Here is a 16,105-nt window from a genome sequence, read left to right as displayed (position 1 = left end):
GCTTTTAGCGGCGGTCTTTGGGTCCACCCACAAATGCCTGCTCTTCTGTATCCAGATTGTAGGCGGTGTGTAGCGCCTGGATGATCTTTTGCAGATTGCTGGACTCAATGACACACGACACTTTGATCTCGGAGGTGCTGACCATCTTGATGCTCACACCTTCCTTGGAGATCACTTCGAACATTTGCGCGGCTACACCAGGATGGCTGACCATACCCGCGCCAACAATCGATACCTTGACCAGATTATCCTCAGAGGTGACTTCGCGGTAAGGAAGCACGCTGTGGAGCCCCTCGATCACCTCTTTAGCATGCGCCAGCTCGCTCAGTGCGACGGTGAAGGAAAAGTCAGCCTTCTCGTTCTGAACACCGCTCTGTACAATAATATCGACGTCCACCCCTTCTTCGGCAAGCTTGCCGAAGACCTGGGCCAGCACACCAGGCTCATCGGGCACGCCCAAAATACTAATCCGCGCCACATTCTTGTCATAAGCTATTCCGCTAACTACCACACCCTGCTCCATGCTTGCTTCCTCCTTCACAACAGTACCTTCATTATGATTAAAGCTCGATCTGACGACCAGCTTCACTTGATATCGCTTTGCATATTCTACAGCCCGCGGATGCAGCACAGCTGCTCCCAGATTGGCCAGCTCCAGCATCTCGTCGTAAGAGATTTCCTTCAGCTTGCGCGCTGTCTTCACAATACGCGGATCTGTGGAATAAATGCCGTCCACATCCGTGTAGATTTCACAGACATCCGCTTTGATGGCAGCGGCCAACGCTACCGCTGTGGTATCCGAGCCTCCACGGCCCAGTGTGGTAATCTCTCCGTCCAGGGTCATCCCCTGAAAACCGGCCACAATTACGATCTGCTCACGCTCCAGAGACTCCAGAACGCGGCGTGGAACGATTTCATTAATCCGTGCCCGGCCATGTGTCTCGTCCGTCCGAAAGCCTGCCTGCCATCCCGTATAGGATACAGCGCTGCGGCCAATCCCATGCAGGGCAATGGAGAGCAGTGCTACAGAGATTTGTTCTCCGGTGGTCATTAGCATATCCATTTCGCGTGCAGGCGGTTGCCCGTTCAGCTGCTTGGCCTGATCGATCAGTTCATCCGTAGTATCTCCCATAGCGGATACAACCACAACACATCGGTGACCTTCATCCTGTTTGGCTGCGATGCGCCCCGCAACGCGTTTCATTCGTTCAATGTCGCCGACGGAGCTGCCTCCGAATTTCATGACATAAAGTGACAAAGTCCATTTCACTCCCTATTTCGGTCTATGTAACAGCCTAGAATTAATTTCGTGCTTTAAACCAGTATAATACGAAAAACACCTCATGCGTTAATGGTTTCACAAAAATTATAATCTCAATATAGTTTCTGGCGAACCGAAAAGTACCAAAAAAGCCCCGCCGCATATGCGGGGAGGCTGGTGTAGAAAAATTGCATCACTGCTCCGGCAAATTCTACGCGCGGGAAATGTATTTGCCTTCACGTGTATCAACCAGCAGAACATCGTTTTCATTGATAAACAGAGGAACCTGAACCGTATGGCCGGTTTCCAGCACAGCCGCTTTGGTTGCGCCTTGAGCTGTGTTCCCTTTAACGCCCGGTTCTGTTTCTGTAACCTTCAGTTCAACGCTGGTAGGCAGGTTAATGCCGAGGATTTCACCTTTGAAGCTGACGATATTTACGGTCATATTTTCTTTGAGGAAGTTAAGCTCCCATTCCAATTGTTTGGCGGACAGCTCGAACTGATCGTAGGTTTCATTATCCATGAATACATGTTCCGATCCGCTTGCATACAGATATTGTACTCCACGGTTTTCGATGATGGCGCGGCCAATGGTTTCACCGGCACGGAAGGTACGCTCAACGGTGTTACCGTTGCGCAGGTTCTTAAGCTTGGAGCGCACGAATGCGGCACCTTTACCTGGCTTAACATGCTGGAAATCGATGACAGTAAAAATATCACCCTCTACTTCTACGGTCAAGCCTGTTTTGAAATCGTTAACTGAAATCACTAAAAATCCCTCCTGGAATCAATAATTTACCCGATTAAAGCATTCTTACAGCACCAAATAATCCTTTGAAGAGTGAGTCAGCAGCGAAATGCCGCTCTCGGTGATTACGATATCATCTTCGATCCGCACACCGCCAAGTCCGGACAAGTAAATGCCCGGCTCCACAGTCACGACCATGCCCGGTTGCATAATTTCATCAGCCAGCTTGGACAAACGAGGGTATTCATGAACCTCCATACCCAAACCGTGCCCTGTACTGTGTCCGAAATATTCCCCATAGCCATAGCGGGTGATAATATCACGCGCCAATGCATCGCATTCCCGTCCGGTCATCCCCGGCTTGATATTTGCCAGCGTATGTAGCTGAGCTTCAAGCACAATGTCGTAAATTTCTTTCAGCTTGGGGTCCGGAGAGCCCAAAGCTATGGTACGTGTTACGTCTGAGCAGTAGCCGTCCAGCAGCGCACCGAAATCGAAGGTTACGAATTCATTGTTCTGAATGACCTTGCTGCTTGCCACACCATGCGGCATCGCCGACCGTTCACCGGAAGCGACAATCGTATCGAACGAAGAACAGGTTGCGCCGTGGGTGCGCATGTAGAATTCCATTTCAAGATCCACGTCACGTTCGGTCATGCCGGGCTTGATCACATTTAGGATGTGGCTGAACGTAGCATCCGCCAGATCGGCAGCACGCTGCATAACCGCCAGTTCGTCTTCATCCTTGAACGCCCGCAGATTCTCTACAGCCTTGGTAACCGGTACCAGCACCGCTGGCTGCAATGCAGCCGCATAGGCTGTATAGGCACTAAAAGTCACATCATCCTGCTCGAAGCCGATACGGACATTTGCACCCTGTAGCAGCTCACGGACAGTGTCAATAAACTTCGAACTGTGCTGAACAACCTTCATGCCTGTTACCTGTTCCGCCGCCTGTGTCATATACCTGAAGTCAGTCAGCAGATAGCTGTCATCGCCGGTAACCAGAACATAACCGGAAGAACCGGTGAATCCGCTCAAATAGCGGCGGTTAATGCCGCTGGTTATTAAGATTGCATCCAATCCCTGTTCCTGCAAAACCTTCCGCAGCTTGGAGACACGCTTGTTGCCCATTTTCATTCTCCTCTCGAAATAGCCACATTGTATTTTAACATAGGGTCATGCCCTTGAGAAGTTTTTTCGGGCGTTCAGGCAAGCTTTGTCTGCTGTTCACGTTTTCGTTCATCCGTATACTCGATTGCCGCTGTATATCCGATGAACAATCCCCAGAGTAAAAAGATGCAGAACTCACTGATTACGGAGTTCCACGGCAGCCGAAATGGCCGCTGCTGCAGGAACAGCCATGATCCGGCAAGGAAGATCGCCGACCACCACAGCACCCCGTATATCATTCCCGGCCACGGCCCCTTCAGCTTGCGGAAGAGCAGTACATAGAGCAGGGTCGCTATAACCGAACAGGCAATAAAAAATAGATACCCTATAAGATTTCCCGCCGAAGTCTTCAAAAAATCATGTTTAAAAAAAGGCTCGGCTAAAAATCCCGGGAGCACTTTTGTAAAATGCATGGCATACATCAGCCAGCGCGCTCCTCCCCAGATCAGTCCGGCGAAATAACCCAGTTCCAAGGAGAAAGTCCAGAGGTTGGTATGCTCCGATTTTTGCGTATAGGATTTGCTCATTCTACTGCCTCACTTTCAATGGATGAAATACTTTTGCTGTCTCTCTGCTCCCAGTTCCTAGTATGTACAGCAAAAGGCAATCCAACTAGCAATGTCAGCATAAATTAGTTACAATGTATTATATAAATCACATTAATATACGGGAAGGTGAATTGGTTGTCCCAGGAAACTCCAAGTTACGGCGGGCAGGCCGTCATTGAAGGCGTTATGTTCGGCGGCAAGCATATTAACGTAACAGCCGTAAGAAGGAAGAATCAGGAAATCACATTTTTGGAGGTGCCGAGAAGCGATAAGAGCTGGGTTGTCAAGCTGCGCAAGATTCCGCTTCTCCGCGGCCTTGTCAGTATTATAGATTCCAGCGCCAAAGGCTCCAAACACTTGAATTACTCCGCAGAATCCTATGCAGAGGATGAGACAGAGCCTGAAGATTTGGCTGAGCAAGAGAAGAAAGCCAAGAAGAAGGAAGAGGGCTGGAGCCTGGGGATGATTTTTGGCGTAGCGGTTATGGGTATTTTATCATTCCTCTTCGGCAAGCTGATTTTCACTCTTGTTCCTGTCTTTGTAGAAACTTTTTTGTTTAAGGATGCATTTGATAACTACATTCTGCACAACCTCGTAGAAGGCGGAATTAAACTGATACTATTGCTCGTCTATCTCTGGGCCATTTCCCTGACTCCTGTGGTCAAGCGGTTGTTCCAGTACCATGGTGCCGAGCACAAGGTCATCAGTGCGTTTGAAGCCGGTGAAGAGCTCACTGTAGCGAATGTCCAGAAATACAGTCGTCTGCATTACCGCTGCGGAAGCAGCTTCATGATGCTGACGATCATCCTGGGGGTCATCATCTACTCGGTGTTCCCTTGGGATAACCTGGTGGAACGTGTAGTACAGCGTATTGTTCTGCTGCCTGTCGTAATTGGTATCTCTTTTGAAGTTCTGAAAGGAACCAATGCCGTAAGAGATATTCCGGGACTGAAATATTTGGGCTATCCCGGATTGTGGCTGCAGCTGCTCACCACCAAAGAACCCAAAGATGAAATGGTCGAAGTCTCCATCGCCTCGTTCAACCGGATGCGGGAGCTGGATGCCGCAATCGAAGCAGGGGCATATACGGAAGCAAATGTGTCAGGCGGAATTTTGGATCCTGCGAAAGGATGAGTGGTCTATGATCAAGCATGCTTTGATTTTTTGGATAACAGTATCACTTGCGGTACTGGGTCTAGTAACACAGTTTATGATGTTTGGCTTCCGGGCACTGACGTCTTTGATTATACCGTTACTGCTTTTAGGAATTGTGTTTTATGCTTACCGGTCAGCTAAGGCGGGCTATGGACAGGGTCCTGGCAGATCCAAAACCAAAGTAAAACCTTCACAAAAAACCATGGCCAAGGTCGCCGGTCTTCGCAAGACACAGCCAGTTTCTACTGGTAAACGCAAGACCTATCCGTTCCAGGTGATTGAAGGCAGTAAGGGCAAGAACGACGAGCAGCTCCCCAAATATCATTAGAAGCTCCGCCGTCCGCTAAAAGATAGATTTCAAAAGGCCTTCCCACGTTACAGCTAATGTGGGAAGGCCTTTTTTTATACAAATAAGCCTATTAGAAAATCGTTGGCTTCGGAATCGGCCGCCAATTTTTGAAAAAATCCTCCCCAGCCTTGTACCCTGCGGTATAAAGCTGGTCACTTTTCTCTGTTGAAATATTAAACTCAGTCATCGAGATGCCCAAGGTGGGGATTTTGACCGTACGCACGAATTTCTCAGTTTCAATGTATCGTTCATCATGGGCGGACAGCATAGTGCCCACCATCGCCTGCAGCATGCTGAAAGGCCCGGTAATCCGATGAGGCTGCGGCTCTGTTTTGCCGATCAGCTGGTAACCTACAGTTGGAACTCTGTGTCCCGGGCTTTTGAAGCCTTCCTCTTTCTCATCGAACAGCCACAGCGGAAAGTTACTGAGCAGGCCCCCGTCCACCATATAGACAAATTGCTCGGCAAATGGCTTTCCTTTGGCTGCTTCACCGTTCATCCTCAGCCTCACCGGATCAAAAAAATACGGAATACTGCAGCTCATCCGCACTGCTTTGGATACCTCGAACCCTTCCGGTGATATGCCATACTGCTCCAAGTCGTCAGGCAGTACAATAAGACGCCCGTTTGTAATATCGGAAGCGATAATGGATAGCTTGCCGCGGGGCAAATCCCCAAAGGTGACAAGCCCCTTTTCCTTCAAAATCCCCCGTATCCACGACTCCAGCACCTCTCCGGAATACAGCCCTTTTTTGATTAACACGCGCACTGCAGGGCCCACATAAGCCGTATTGTACAGCGCTCCCCGTTTCAGAAAAGAGGAAAAGCTAGTTCCCTTTATGATCCGGCTCATCGCCTCCCCGTCATAACCTGCCGCAAGCAGCGAGGCGATGATGGAGCCTGAAGAGGTTCCTGCCACCCGCTTAAACACCGCCCCCGCCCGCTCAGAAGCCTGAACCGCGCCAGCGAGCGAGATCCCTTTGACACCCCCGCCTTCAAACACGGCATTGATCTCCATAGACAGCAATCCCCCGTTCCATAGATCCTATAGCTTATCTATGAGCACGGGGGAATTTTCATGACTTGAAATAAAAGGTCAGTAAACTGGCTAACCCAAATGGATCACGGGTCACAATATCATTCGCTCTAAACATAATGCTGCCGGCTACCTCATCATATTTCTCATTATATTTCAGCTGGTTGATAATCTGTTCTCCGCTTTGCCATTCAGCACTTTTGTCGGTTCCTACTTTGTAGGTGGCCTGTCCTATGTACAGCTTGACTCCCGTACCCTTCACCTCATTCACCCACCAGTCCACCAGCTTATCATAACGGGCGGCACTGAAGGACAAGCTCCAATAAATTTGCGGTGCAATATAGTCGATCCAGCCGCTGCGTATCCAGGTCCGCGTATCTGCATACATATCATCATAAGCAGATACACCTGCCGTGGTGTCGGAACCGGTACTGTCAGCTTTCTTGTTCCGCCAGACCCCAAACGGGCTGACGCCAAAGGAGACATTGGGCTTCACTCCATGAATCGCTTGACCCAGGCGGCTGATGAAATCGTTGATGTTATCCCGGCGCCAATCACCTTTGGAGCTGATCGATTTGGGATTAAAGTTCTTGAATGCCTCATCGTCGGCAAAAGATACACCGGATGGATAAAAATAATCATCCAGATGAACGCCATCAATGTCATATCCTTTTACCACTTCCATTATGGTATCGATGATATGCTGACGCGCCTCAGGAATACCTGGATTGATGTAGAGCTTGTTCTCTGCTGGGACGACCCACTCCGGATGGGCTTTCGCCACATGATTACTGGCCAGGCCTGACGTGCTGGCATCTGTAGTCGCACGGAACGGATTGAACCAGGCGTGGAACTGCATGCCTCGGCTGTGGGTGGCGCTGACCATATATTCCAGTGGATCATAACCCGGATTCTTACCCTGCGTCCCGGTCAGCACCTTGGACCAGGGAACGAGCACAGAAGGATACAGGCTGTCACCAGAGGGTCTAACCTGTACGAATACGGCATTAAATCCGGCACTTTGCAGCTTGTCCAGCAAAGTGTCGAATTCCTTCTTCTGCTTGGTCTCATTGCCTGCTGAAGATGTAGACGGCCAGTCCAGATTGAACACTGTAGAGATCCAGGCACCCTTCATTTCTTTGGACGTCTTCGCCCCAGGAATTGAAGGAACCGCCGGTGTTGGTGGTACCGTCGGTTTCGGCACGGTCGGTGTGGGTACGCTTGGTGTTGGTACTGTAGGTACTGACGGTGTGGAGGGTCCGCCAATCTCAGCGTTAGAATATAGCGCGATATGTTTAGCAGCCTGATTCCATACCACCTGCAGCCCAAGCTGTTCACTCACGAAGCGCAGAGGAACCATTACCCGTCCTTGCACAATTTGTACCGAGGTATCCAGGCCTACTGCGTTATCATTGACAAGTGCAGTCTTTAAGCCGCTGGTCAGTTTAAGCACGTTCTCCCCTTTGCTGATTGTCGCCGTCCTGGTGTTCTGATCCCATTCTACTGCTGCACCCAGCCCCTTGCTGACTACACCTGCAGGCACCATAGTTACATTCGATGATGTAATATAAGGCGGCACATCAGGGCTTAGCGTCTCGCCATCCAGCTCAATCGTGATTTGCAGGGCCGCCGCTCTAACGCCAGTCATCCCTATAGGCAGGCACAACAACAACACTAACACTCCTAGCATCCATTTACGGTAGTTCATAATTCCTCCCCGGTATAATATAAATTTATTGTATAAAAAAGAAAACGGCCCTCTCGTCCTTGTTAAAGGGAGACGGCCGTTTCACTTGTCAAACGGAGTCCTGAAAACAAAAAAAGAACGGTACCCGTTATGACGTAAAAAAAATGGAAAGGTTGCGGTATACATACAAAAACTGCATCATTTATGAGTCGCTGACGAGTTCAAGATGAATATCGTATAAGGTCTGCAGGCGCGCTTCATCACGGCGAAAATACTCCACTAGCGTCTCAATACGCGTAATGGAGTCCCAGCTCAAATGATGCTCGATTCCTTCGACATCCTTATAAATATGCTCCTGCTGCACTCCGATGAGGCCGAGAAATTCCTCCAGCAGCTGGTGACGGTCAACGAGACGTTTTCCCACTTTTTTCCCTTTGCTTGTTAGGACAAGCCCACGATATTTCTCATAGATGAGATATTCGTCCTTATCCAGTTTTTGGATCATCTTGGTCACAGAGGAGGGGTGTACTTCCAGTCCCTCGGCAATATCCGAGACCCGCGCATAACCCTTCTCGTCGATGAGCTTGTATATGCGCTCCAAATAATCCTCCATGCTGGGTGTTGGCATTAAACTTTACCTCTTTTCTATAATGAGCGTGGCGCGGGGGCCAACCTTGCTCTAACAATGATACATGTTTCTGCCGCTCCTTGGCAAGTCCTGCGGCACAGTTCCCGCAACCATTAGCGAAGTTTACCACGGTTTCCGCTGGCCCTTGTTCGGCACAATAATCATATCCTCATTCATAAGGAGCGTGAATTCATGACTTTAGCAGTGCCTGAACGCCCTTCCGCCAAGAAACCAAGAAAGCCCACCGGACTGTTTATTCCAGAACTTGTTTTTTTTGAGCCGGAGGCACTAAAGTTCCCCAAAGGCGCGCGGATTATGGAATGGGTCAAATCACAGAATATCCCATACCGCATGACTACCTCACACAACCGGATCACGAATCTTCCGGGAGAAACGGAGGTCGAGCAATATAAAATTGCCAAACGGACCCTCGTAGTGGGCATCCGTAAAACCTTAACCTTCGACCAGTCCAAGCCCTCTGCCGACTATGCAATTCCTATTGCCACCGGTTGTATGGGGCATTGTCATTACTGCTACCTGCAGACAACGCTGGGCGCCAAGCCGTATATCCGTGTCTATGTAAATACAGAGGATATCATCGGCGCTGCCAAAAAGTATATTGAGGAGCGCGCTCCAGAGATTACTTCTTTTGAAGCAGCATGTACCTCAGACCCACTGGGGCTTGAGCATATCACAGGTTCTCTTGCAGAACTGATCAACTTCATGGCAGAAGAGCCGCTGGGCAGATTGCGTTTTGTTACCAAATACCAGCATGTCGAGCCGTTGCTCCATTTGAAGCATAACGGACATACCCGGGTCCGGTTCAGCGTAAACGCCGATTATGTAATTAAAAATTTCGAGCCGGCGACCTCACGCTTCGAGGAACGGATTGAAGCTGCCGGAAAAATCGCCCGTGCAGGGTATCCGCTTGGTTTCATCATCGCTCCGATCATCTGGCATGAGGGCTGGCAGGAAGGCTATGCCGAACTGCTTGAGAAGCTGGCTAAGACGCTGCCGCCAGAGACGGGCAAAGGCCTCACTTTTGAGATGATTCAGCACCGGTTCACCAAGACGGCCAAGACCGTCATCGAGAAGCGTTATCCGAAATCGAAACTGGAAATGGACATCGAGAAACGCAAAAAGAAATGGGGCCGCTGGGGCCAGCATAAATACGTTTATCCCGATGAACAGCAAACCGCCCTGCGGGAATTTATCACAGAGCGGATTTTTGAACATTTTCCGGAAGCGGGGATCGATTATTTCACCTAAAATTTCAACCAGTCAGGTGTGATTCCTTGCAGCCATATGGTGATGCGGAACATCTGATCCGTGAACAGCAGGAGTCCCATGAAAATCATGAGTCCACCGCCTGACTTCATAAGCAGATTGGAATATTTGAGAATCCGCCGGGCTCCCCCGAGGAAAAAGGCCAGTACAAAGAAAGGAAGCGCAAACCCGATGCAATAGGCTGTAATCAGCGTAAACCAGGCCCCCTGATCGCTGGCTGAAAGCGCAATGATTGGCGTCAGGATCGGCCCAATGCACGGAGACCAGCCTGCCGAGAAGCCAATTCCCAGAATGAATGAACCTAAATATCCTGCGGGTTTCCACTTCATATTAAGTTTATGTTCGCGGAGGAGAAACTTCGGCTGAAAGATGCCCAATAGGAACAGCCCCATCAGTATCACAAGAATAGCCGATAATTGACGGATCAGGTCGCGCTGTTCCTGGAATACTTCTCCAAACAAACCTGCTCCAAAACCGATCGTATAGAACACCGCAGACAATCCAAGAATAAATGCCAACGTATGGCTTAGGGTGCGGAACCGGGCCTTCCGGGTATTGCTGCCTGCTTTTAATTCCTGAACGGACAAACCGGTAATATAGGACAGATAAGACGGGTATAGCGGCAGACAGCATGGAGATATAAACGACGCAACCCCAGCGGCAAAAGCAATTCCGGCATTCAGGTTGGACAAAGTGGCTTCTCTCCTTCCGGGTTAGGGGTCACTTCGTATGAACGGATACTCTCACAAGCTGGTTTACGCCGGCAGCCCTTTTTTACCGATCAGGGTCAAGGTCAGCAGCGCAATCAGCAGCAGGACAATCGTCGCACCAGGTGCAAGATTCCAAATTCCCGCAACCACCAGCCCCCCCACAACCGCGATTTCAGCAATGATAACCGACAGCATAACCGAGGACTTGAAGCTCCGAGAGAGCAATAGGCTGATTGCCACAGGAATGGTCAGCAGGGCCGACACCAGCAATGAGCCGACAATTTTGATAGCTGTACTGATGACAAGCGCTGTTAAAACTGTAATCAGCATATTAAGCAGCTTTACAGGCAGACCGCTCACGCTGGCCGCATCCTCTTCAAAGCTAAGCAGGAAAAATTCTTTGAAGAACAGGGTCACCACAACCACCACCGCAAGGGTCACAATACCCACTACTACGAGATCGGTATTATCGAGTGTATAAATGCTGCCGAACAAGTAGCTCATCACATCCGCATTATACCCTTTGCCCAAGGTGAAAAAAAGCGAGGCCAACGCAACACCGCCTGACATAATGATGGCGATCGATAGCTCAGCATAGCTTTTGTAAGCTTTGCGCAGCTTCTCGATGGCGAATGCCGCCATAACCGCAAAGATCAGCCCCGCTCCAAGCGGGTAGAATCCAGTCAAGAACCCGAGTGCTACCCCGGCGATCGTCACATGCGCCAGTGTATCACCGATCATGGACAGGCGGCGCAGCACCAGAAACACACCAATGAGCGGAGCGGTAATGCCAATCATGAGCCCGCCTGCAAGCGCCCGCTGAAAAAAATCACTGAATAGAATGTCCAAGATAAGTATCTCCTCTGAATATCGTATGAGGCGTTTCAAACCCCTTTTCGATCCCTCCCAAACCCTCCCTTCCAAGGGAGGGCCCCAAGGGCTCTGCCCTCTGGACACCCGGTTAAGTGCAACTGGCGTAAGTGAACAGTTAGATGGTGCTTAGAACGTGAGAGGAAGGATCGCTTTTCGTCCCTGAACGGGACACGCTATACCCATTCGGGATTTAGGTTCGAGTAAAAACTAAGAGCTTAAAGATAGCGCTTAAAGATTAGAGCATAAAGATTTGAATTAAAGATTAAGAACGTAAATGCAAAAGACTAGAATAAAGACCAGGTCGTCCTATGTTGTACTATGGACGACCTGGGCATAGAAGATTATCCTGTGAAAAAGAACACGGTCTAGGAAAGTGTATGCTGCAGGTTATCTACTGCGCAATCCTGGGCGTCATGAGAGTGACGGCAGTAGAAATTGATTTTGCCGTTTTTTTGCACAGGGTCCTTACCCAGATAATTCTTGATCATGTCGATGTCATGCGACACCATCAGGAATGTCATGTGGTGATGTGCATGCATATGCATAATCAATTCGAAGAATCCGGCCTGAGTTTCGGCGTCAATACCGACCGTAGGTTCGTCCAGAATCAGCAGATCGGGATGGTTGATCAGCGCCCGGGCCAAAAAGACGCGCTGCTGCTGGCCGCCGGACAACTGACCGACTCTTTTCTCCGCAATGTCCTGTATCCGCATCACTTCCAGCGCATCATCGCATTTCTGCTGCTGTGCCTTGGATACTCTGCGAATCAGGTTTTTATTATTGTATAGTCCGGACAACACTACCTCCCGCACCGTCGCAGGGAACAGAGGATTGAATGCATTCTTCTGCGGTACATAGCCGATCCGTTCCCAATCCTTGAACTTTCTGACCGGCTGTCCGAACAACTTGATTTCACCGCTAGTTGCAGGCAGCAGGCCGACAATCATCTTCAGAAGAGTGGTTTTACCGGCGCCGTTTGAACCAATAATGCCCAGGAAATCCCGTTCCTTCACAGTATAATTGAGGTCTGTAATCACTTTCTGTTCTCCATAGGAAAAGGATAAATCCTGTATTTCGATCATATGCTGATGGCAGTCCAGGGATACCGATTGCATGTGAGTACCGCCTTTCACTTGTACTTTCCTTTTTATTGTAAGGCCAGAATCAGATTTTGCAAATTTTTCTCCATCAGTGTAAAGTAGTTGTCCCCATTCTTCTCCTGCGCCTCTGTCAGTCCCTCGACTGGATTGAGCACCATAGTGGATACCCCAGCTTCCCCTGCGAGGGTTTTCGCCAGTTTATCAGACACCAGCTCCTCGAAAAAAATGTAGCGGATACCCTCCTTCTTCACCAAATCAGCAAGCTTAAGCAGGTCCTGACTTCGCGGCTCGGCATCAGCCGACAGCCCCATAATGGCATGCTGCGTCAAACCGTAGTCACGGGCCAGATAAGCAAAGGCCTGATGGGATACCACAATCTCATGATTGGGAAGTTTGGTCAGCTCCGAGGTGAATTTACGATCCAGCGCCTCTAAACGTTCGGCAAGCTTGTTATAACGCTCTTCATAACCATCCTTATGCGAAGGGTCAACGGACTGAAGACTTTCTTTTATATTCTCAGCCATGATAAGCGCTGACTTCGGACTTACCCAAGTATGCGGGTCAGTATGCAGAGTATCCGTACTTACTTCTGCCTTTGCTTCACCTTCTCCTCCATGATCATGCCCGTCTTCCTCATCAGTCATAATATAATCAACGCCCTCGCTGACCTGGGTCGCTTTGACCTCGCTGTCACTGTCCAGACTCTTGAGGAAATTCGGCACCCAGCCTTCCAGCCCGGCACCATTATACAGGAACAGCTGAGCTTTGGAGGTGTTGATAATATCCTGGCTGCGCGGTGTCCAATCATGTGGCTCTACGCCCACTGGCAGCAGGTTGATAGCATTAATATCATCCCCGCCAATCTCACTGGCAAATTCATATATGGGATAAAAAGTAGTAATTACATTCACTTTACCTTCGACAATACTTCCGCTGCTCTTCGGACCACAAGCTGCAAGCAGCAAAAATACCAGCAAAGTCAGCGTAAGCAGCACGCCCCTGTGCAGGCTCTTGAATAACATTTGATTGATCGACTCCTCAAATCGTAAATTTTACTATTTGAATTATAATAGTAATCGTTACGATAAGTCAACATGTTCAGCGAGAAATAGAAGGATGATTTATAGCGTGAAACATATAAATTCTTATATTTAAAAAAAGGAACACCTGCCGGTACTCGCGGAAGGTGTTCCTTGCTTCAAACCATGAATTCAGGCTGGATCAGCTCAGCCTACTTCACAATCGCACCGTTCGGCATGCTGTCCGGCACAGTAGCAATGGTCAGCTGGTCGCCCTTGGAGGCTGCCAGGATCATGCCTTGAGACAGCTCACCCCGCAGCTTCACCGGCTTCAGGTTAACGATACAGATTACCTTACGTCCCACCAGTTCCTCCGGTGTATAGAATTTGGCAATGCCGGAGACGACCTGGCGCTGCTCATACCCGAGATCCAGCTGTAACTTCAGCAGCTTATCCGCCTTCTTAACCGGCTCAGCGGCAATAACCTGGGCCACACGCAGTTCAGCTTTGGCGAAATCATCAATACCGATTTCTTCCTTGTGCTCCTCTTCTGGATCCGCCGCTACAGCTGAAACAGCTCCCGCATCAGCTACAGGGACAGCTTCTGCTTCTGCCGGTTTGCCTGCACCCATCGCTTCAGCGATGTAGGCCACTTCCTGTGCCACGTCCAGACGCGGGAAGATGGGATCACCCTTGGCCAGCTTGGTTCCGGCTGGAATAAGTCCAAAGGATTTGCCGCTGTCCCAGGTCGTCAGCTCGCCCTTCTCAATGCCTAGCTGCTGCCAGATCTTGGCCGGTGCTTCCGTCAGGAACGGCTGCAGCAGGATCGAAGCTGTGCGCAGTCCTTCCACGAGATGTCTCATCACGGAAGCCAGCTCACCGTTCCGGCTCTCATCCTTCGCAAGAACCCAAGGCTGGGTCTCGTCGATGTATTTATTCGTCCGGCTGATGAAGGCGCCGATCGCGGTGAGCGCAACGGAGAATTCCATTTTCTCCATTGCTTCTTCCACTTTGGCATAAGTGTTCTGAGCCGCAGTCTCAAGCTCACTGTCAAACGCGGTCACATTGCCTGCATAGGCCGGAAGCACACCATTGAAATACTTTTCCACCATGGCTCCCGTGCGGTTCAGCAGATTGCCGAGGTCATTGGCCAGATCATAGTTGATGCGGTCGACGAAGCTTTCTGGAGTGAAGGTCCCATCCGAGCCGAAGGGAACCTCACGCAGGAGATAGTAGCGCAGCGCGTCCAGACCGTAGCGGTCAATCAGCGTCACAGGGTCCACCACATTCCCCTTCGACTTCGACATTTTGCCGTCCTTCATCAACAGCCAGCCATGCGCGAATACCTTCTTCGGCAGCGGCTCCCCGAGAGCCATGAGGATGATTGGCCAGTATATCGTATGGAAGCGCACAATTTCCTTACCCACAATGTGTACGTCTGCAGGCCAGAACTGATCATACAAGCTCCGGTCCTCAGAGCCATATCCAAGTGCAGTAATATAGTTCGTCAGCGCATCGATCCACACATAGACCACATGCTTGTCATCACCTTTGACTTTCACGCCCCAATCAAACGTTGTCCGGGAAACAGCAAGATCCTCCAGACCCGGTTTGATGAAGTTGTTAATCATTTCATTCTTGCGCGATTCAGGTAAAATAAACTCCGGATTCTCGTCATAGAACTGAAGCAGCCGATCAGCATATTTACTCATCCGGAAGAAATAACTTTCTTCTTTGACCAGTTCAACGGGATGTCCGCTGTCCGGGCTTTTGCCTCCAGTAATATTGCCATCCGCATCACGTTCAATATCCACCAGCTGAGTCTCGGTGTAAAAAGTCTCATCCGAGATACAGTACCAGCCCTCATATTCCCCTTTGTAAATATCGCCTTGCTTCAGCAGCCGGTCAAAAATATCCGCCACCACTTTTTTATGACGCTCTTCAGTTGTGCGGATGAAATCATCATTCGAGATGTCTAGTTTGCGCCACAAGTCTTTGATGCCGGCAACGATCCCGTCAACAAACTCCTGAGGTGTCTTGCCGGCCTTTGCAGCCTTCTCTTCAATCTTCTGTCCATGCTCATCCGTACCGGTCAGGTAACGTACCGCATAGCCGCGCAGCCGCTTGTAGCGTGCCATTGCATCTCCAGCCACTGTCGAATATGCATGACCGATATGCAGTTTGTCACTCGGATAATAGATCGGGGTTGTCAGATAAAATGTTTTCTTGTCGCTCATTTCTTGTCATCCTTTCGTCTTGGCAAGTGGAAACGGCTTCGCCGTCCTATTAAGGACGGGATCCGTTTCAGTGAAAAATATAAGGATAATTTATATCGTAAAACATATAAATTCTTATAGTTCAAACACAAAAAACTCCCGCCCCAATATGGGGCGAGAGGATTACTCACGCGATACCACCCAAAATTCCCCGGCTCCTCGCAGAGCACAGGCTTCGCCAGTCCCCGAAGTGGGAACTGTCCATTAACGCTGGAACACGCCGTGACTTTACGCAGCCGCCTTGCATGGCCTGAC

15 protein-coding genes are annotated in these 16,105 nt (G+C 49.8%); 3 read left to right on the top strand and 12 right to left on the bottom strand.

Annotated features, from left to right (window positions below):
• Positions 1-4 precede the first annotated feature (4 nt).
• From ACTJKB_RS09105 to ACTJKB_RS09090, 4 genes are all read right to left on the bottom strand, one after another.
• A complete protein-coding gene (locus ACTJKB_RS09105; protein ID WP_440833393.1) occupies positions 5-1,258 on the bottom strand; it encodes an aspartate kinase in 1,254 nt (417 codons plus the stop codon).
• 214 nt (positions 1,259-1,472) lie between these two features.
• A complete protein-coding gene (efp, locus tag ACTJKB_RS09100) occupies positions 1,473-2,030 on the bottom strand; it encodes an elongation factor P (RefSeq protein ID WP_074085298.1) in 558 nt (185 codons plus the stop codon).
• Between the two features lie 45 nt (positions 2,031-2,075).
• On the bottom strand, positions 2,076-3,143 hold the full coding sequence (locus ACTJKB_RS09095) for a M24 family metallopeptidase (RefSeq protein ID WP_440833391.1): 1,068 nt from the start codon (positions 3,141-3,143) through the stop codon (positions 2,076-2,078).
• Between the two features lie 74 nt (positions 3,144-3,217).
• Positions 3,218-3,709, bottom strand: coding sequence for a YqhR family membrane protein (locus tag ACTJKB_RS09090; protein ID WP_440833389.1), 492 nt, complete (start codon positions 3,707-3,709; stop codon positions 3,218-3,220).
• Positions 3,710-3,916: 207 nt separating this feature from the next.
• Here ACTJKB_RS09090 and ACTJKB_RS09085 point away from each other — a divergent pair, with 207 nt between their 5' ends.
• A complete protein-coding gene (locus ACTJKB_RS09085) occupies positions 3,917-4,864 on the top strand; it encodes a DUF1385 domain-containing protein (protein ID WP_440833877.1) in 948 nt (315 codons plus the stop codon).
• A 7-nt stretch (positions 4,865-4,871) separates the two neighbouring features.
• Positions 4,872-5,213 (top strand): hypothetical protein, encoded by a 342-nt coding sequence (locus ACTJKB_RS09080; protein ID WP_440833387.1) that lies wholly within the window; start codon positions 4,872-4,874, stop codon positions 5,211-5,213.
• Positions 5,214-5,304: 91 nt separating this feature from the next.
• On the opposite strand, the gene ACTJKB_RS09075 is transcribed toward ACTJKB_RS09080, so the two are convergent.
• The 3 genes from ACTJKB_RS09075 to mntR form a co-directional block, all read right to left on the bottom strand.
• On the bottom strand, positions 5,305-6,252 hold the full coding sequence (locus ACTJKB_RS09075; protein WP_440833386.1) for a patatin-like phospholipase family protein: 948 nt from the start codon (positions 6,250-6,252) through the stop codon (positions 5,305-5,307).
• Positions 6,253-6,310: 58 nt separating this feature from the next.
• Positions 6,311-7,978, bottom strand: a complete 1,668-nt coding sequence (locus ACTJKB_RS09070) for a family 10 glycosylhydrolase (protein WP_440833384.1) — start codon at positions 7,976-7,978, stop codon at positions 6,311-6,313.
• A gap of 181 nt (positions 7,979-8,159) precedes the next feature.
• Positions 8,160-8,585 (bottom strand): transcriptional regulator MntR, encoded by a 426-nt coding sequence (mntR, locus tag ACTJKB_RS09065; RefSeq protein WP_019909637.1) that lies wholly within the window; start codon positions 8,583-8,585, stop codon positions 8,160-8,162.
• Positions 8,586-8,777: 192 nt separating this feature from the next.
• Between mntR and splB the strand changes: the two genes are divergently transcribed.
• The gene (gene splB / locus ACTJKB_RS09060) at positions 8,778-9,854 is read left to right on the top strand and encodes a spore photoproduct lyase (protein ID WP_440833382.1); all 1,077 of its coding nucleotides are present in this window, start codon (positions 8,778-8,780) and stop codon (positions 9,852-9,854) included.
• On the opposite strand, the gene ACTJKB_RS09055 is transcribed toward splB, so the two are convergent.
• The 5 genes from ACTJKB_RS09055 to metG all read right to left on the bottom strand — a co-directional run bounded on the left by ACTJKB_RS09055 (position 9,851) and on the right by metG (position 15,811).
• Entirely contained in the window at positions 9,851-10,564 is a 714-nt protein-coding gene (locus ACTJKB_RS09055) for a cytochrome c biogenesis CcdA family protein (protein ID WP_440833380.1), read from the bottom strand. The genes splB and ACTJKB_RS09055 overlap by 4 nt on opposite strands.
• A gap of 63 nt (positions 10,565-10,627) precedes the next feature.
• Positions 10,628-11,431 (bottom strand): metal ABC transporter permease, encoded by an 804-nt coding sequence (locus ACTJKB_RS09050; RefSeq protein ID WP_440833378.1) that lies wholly within the window; start codon positions 11,429-11,431, stop codon positions 10,628-10,630.
• 389 nt (positions 11,432-11,820) lie between these two features.
• Positions 11,821-12,570: a metal ABC transporter ATP-binding protein gene (locus ACTJKB_RS09045; RefSeq protein ID WP_440833376.1), complete on the bottom strand. Its 750-nt coding sequence runs from the start codon at positions 12,568-12,570 to the stop codon at positions 11,821-11,823.
• A 32-nt stretch (positions 12,571-12,602) separates the two neighbouring features.
• The gene (locus ACTJKB_RS09040) at positions 12,603-13,577 is read right to left on the bottom strand and encodes a metal ABC transporter solute-binding protein, Zn/Mn family (RefSeq protein ID WP_440833374.1); all 975 of its coding nucleotides are present in this window, start codon (positions 13,575-13,577) and stop codon (positions 12,603-12,605) included.
• A gap of 209 nt (positions 13,578-13,786) precedes the next feature.
• Positions 13,787-15,811 (bottom strand): methionine--tRNA ligase, encoded by a 2,025-nt coding sequence (gene metG, locus ACTJKB_RS09035; protein ID WP_440833372.1) that lies wholly within the window; start codon positions 15,809-15,811, stop codon positions 13,787-13,789.
• Positions 15,812-16,105 lie beyond the last annotated feature (294 nt).

The sequence above is a fragment of the Paenibacillus sp. 22594 genome, from assembly GCF_052044425.1.
GTDB lineage: Bacteria > Bacillota > Bacilli > Paenibacillales > Paenibacillaceae > Paenibacillus_AQ.
Note: the sequence above shows the minus strand (reverse complement) of the source record. Positions and strands in the feature narration are given on the sequence as shown.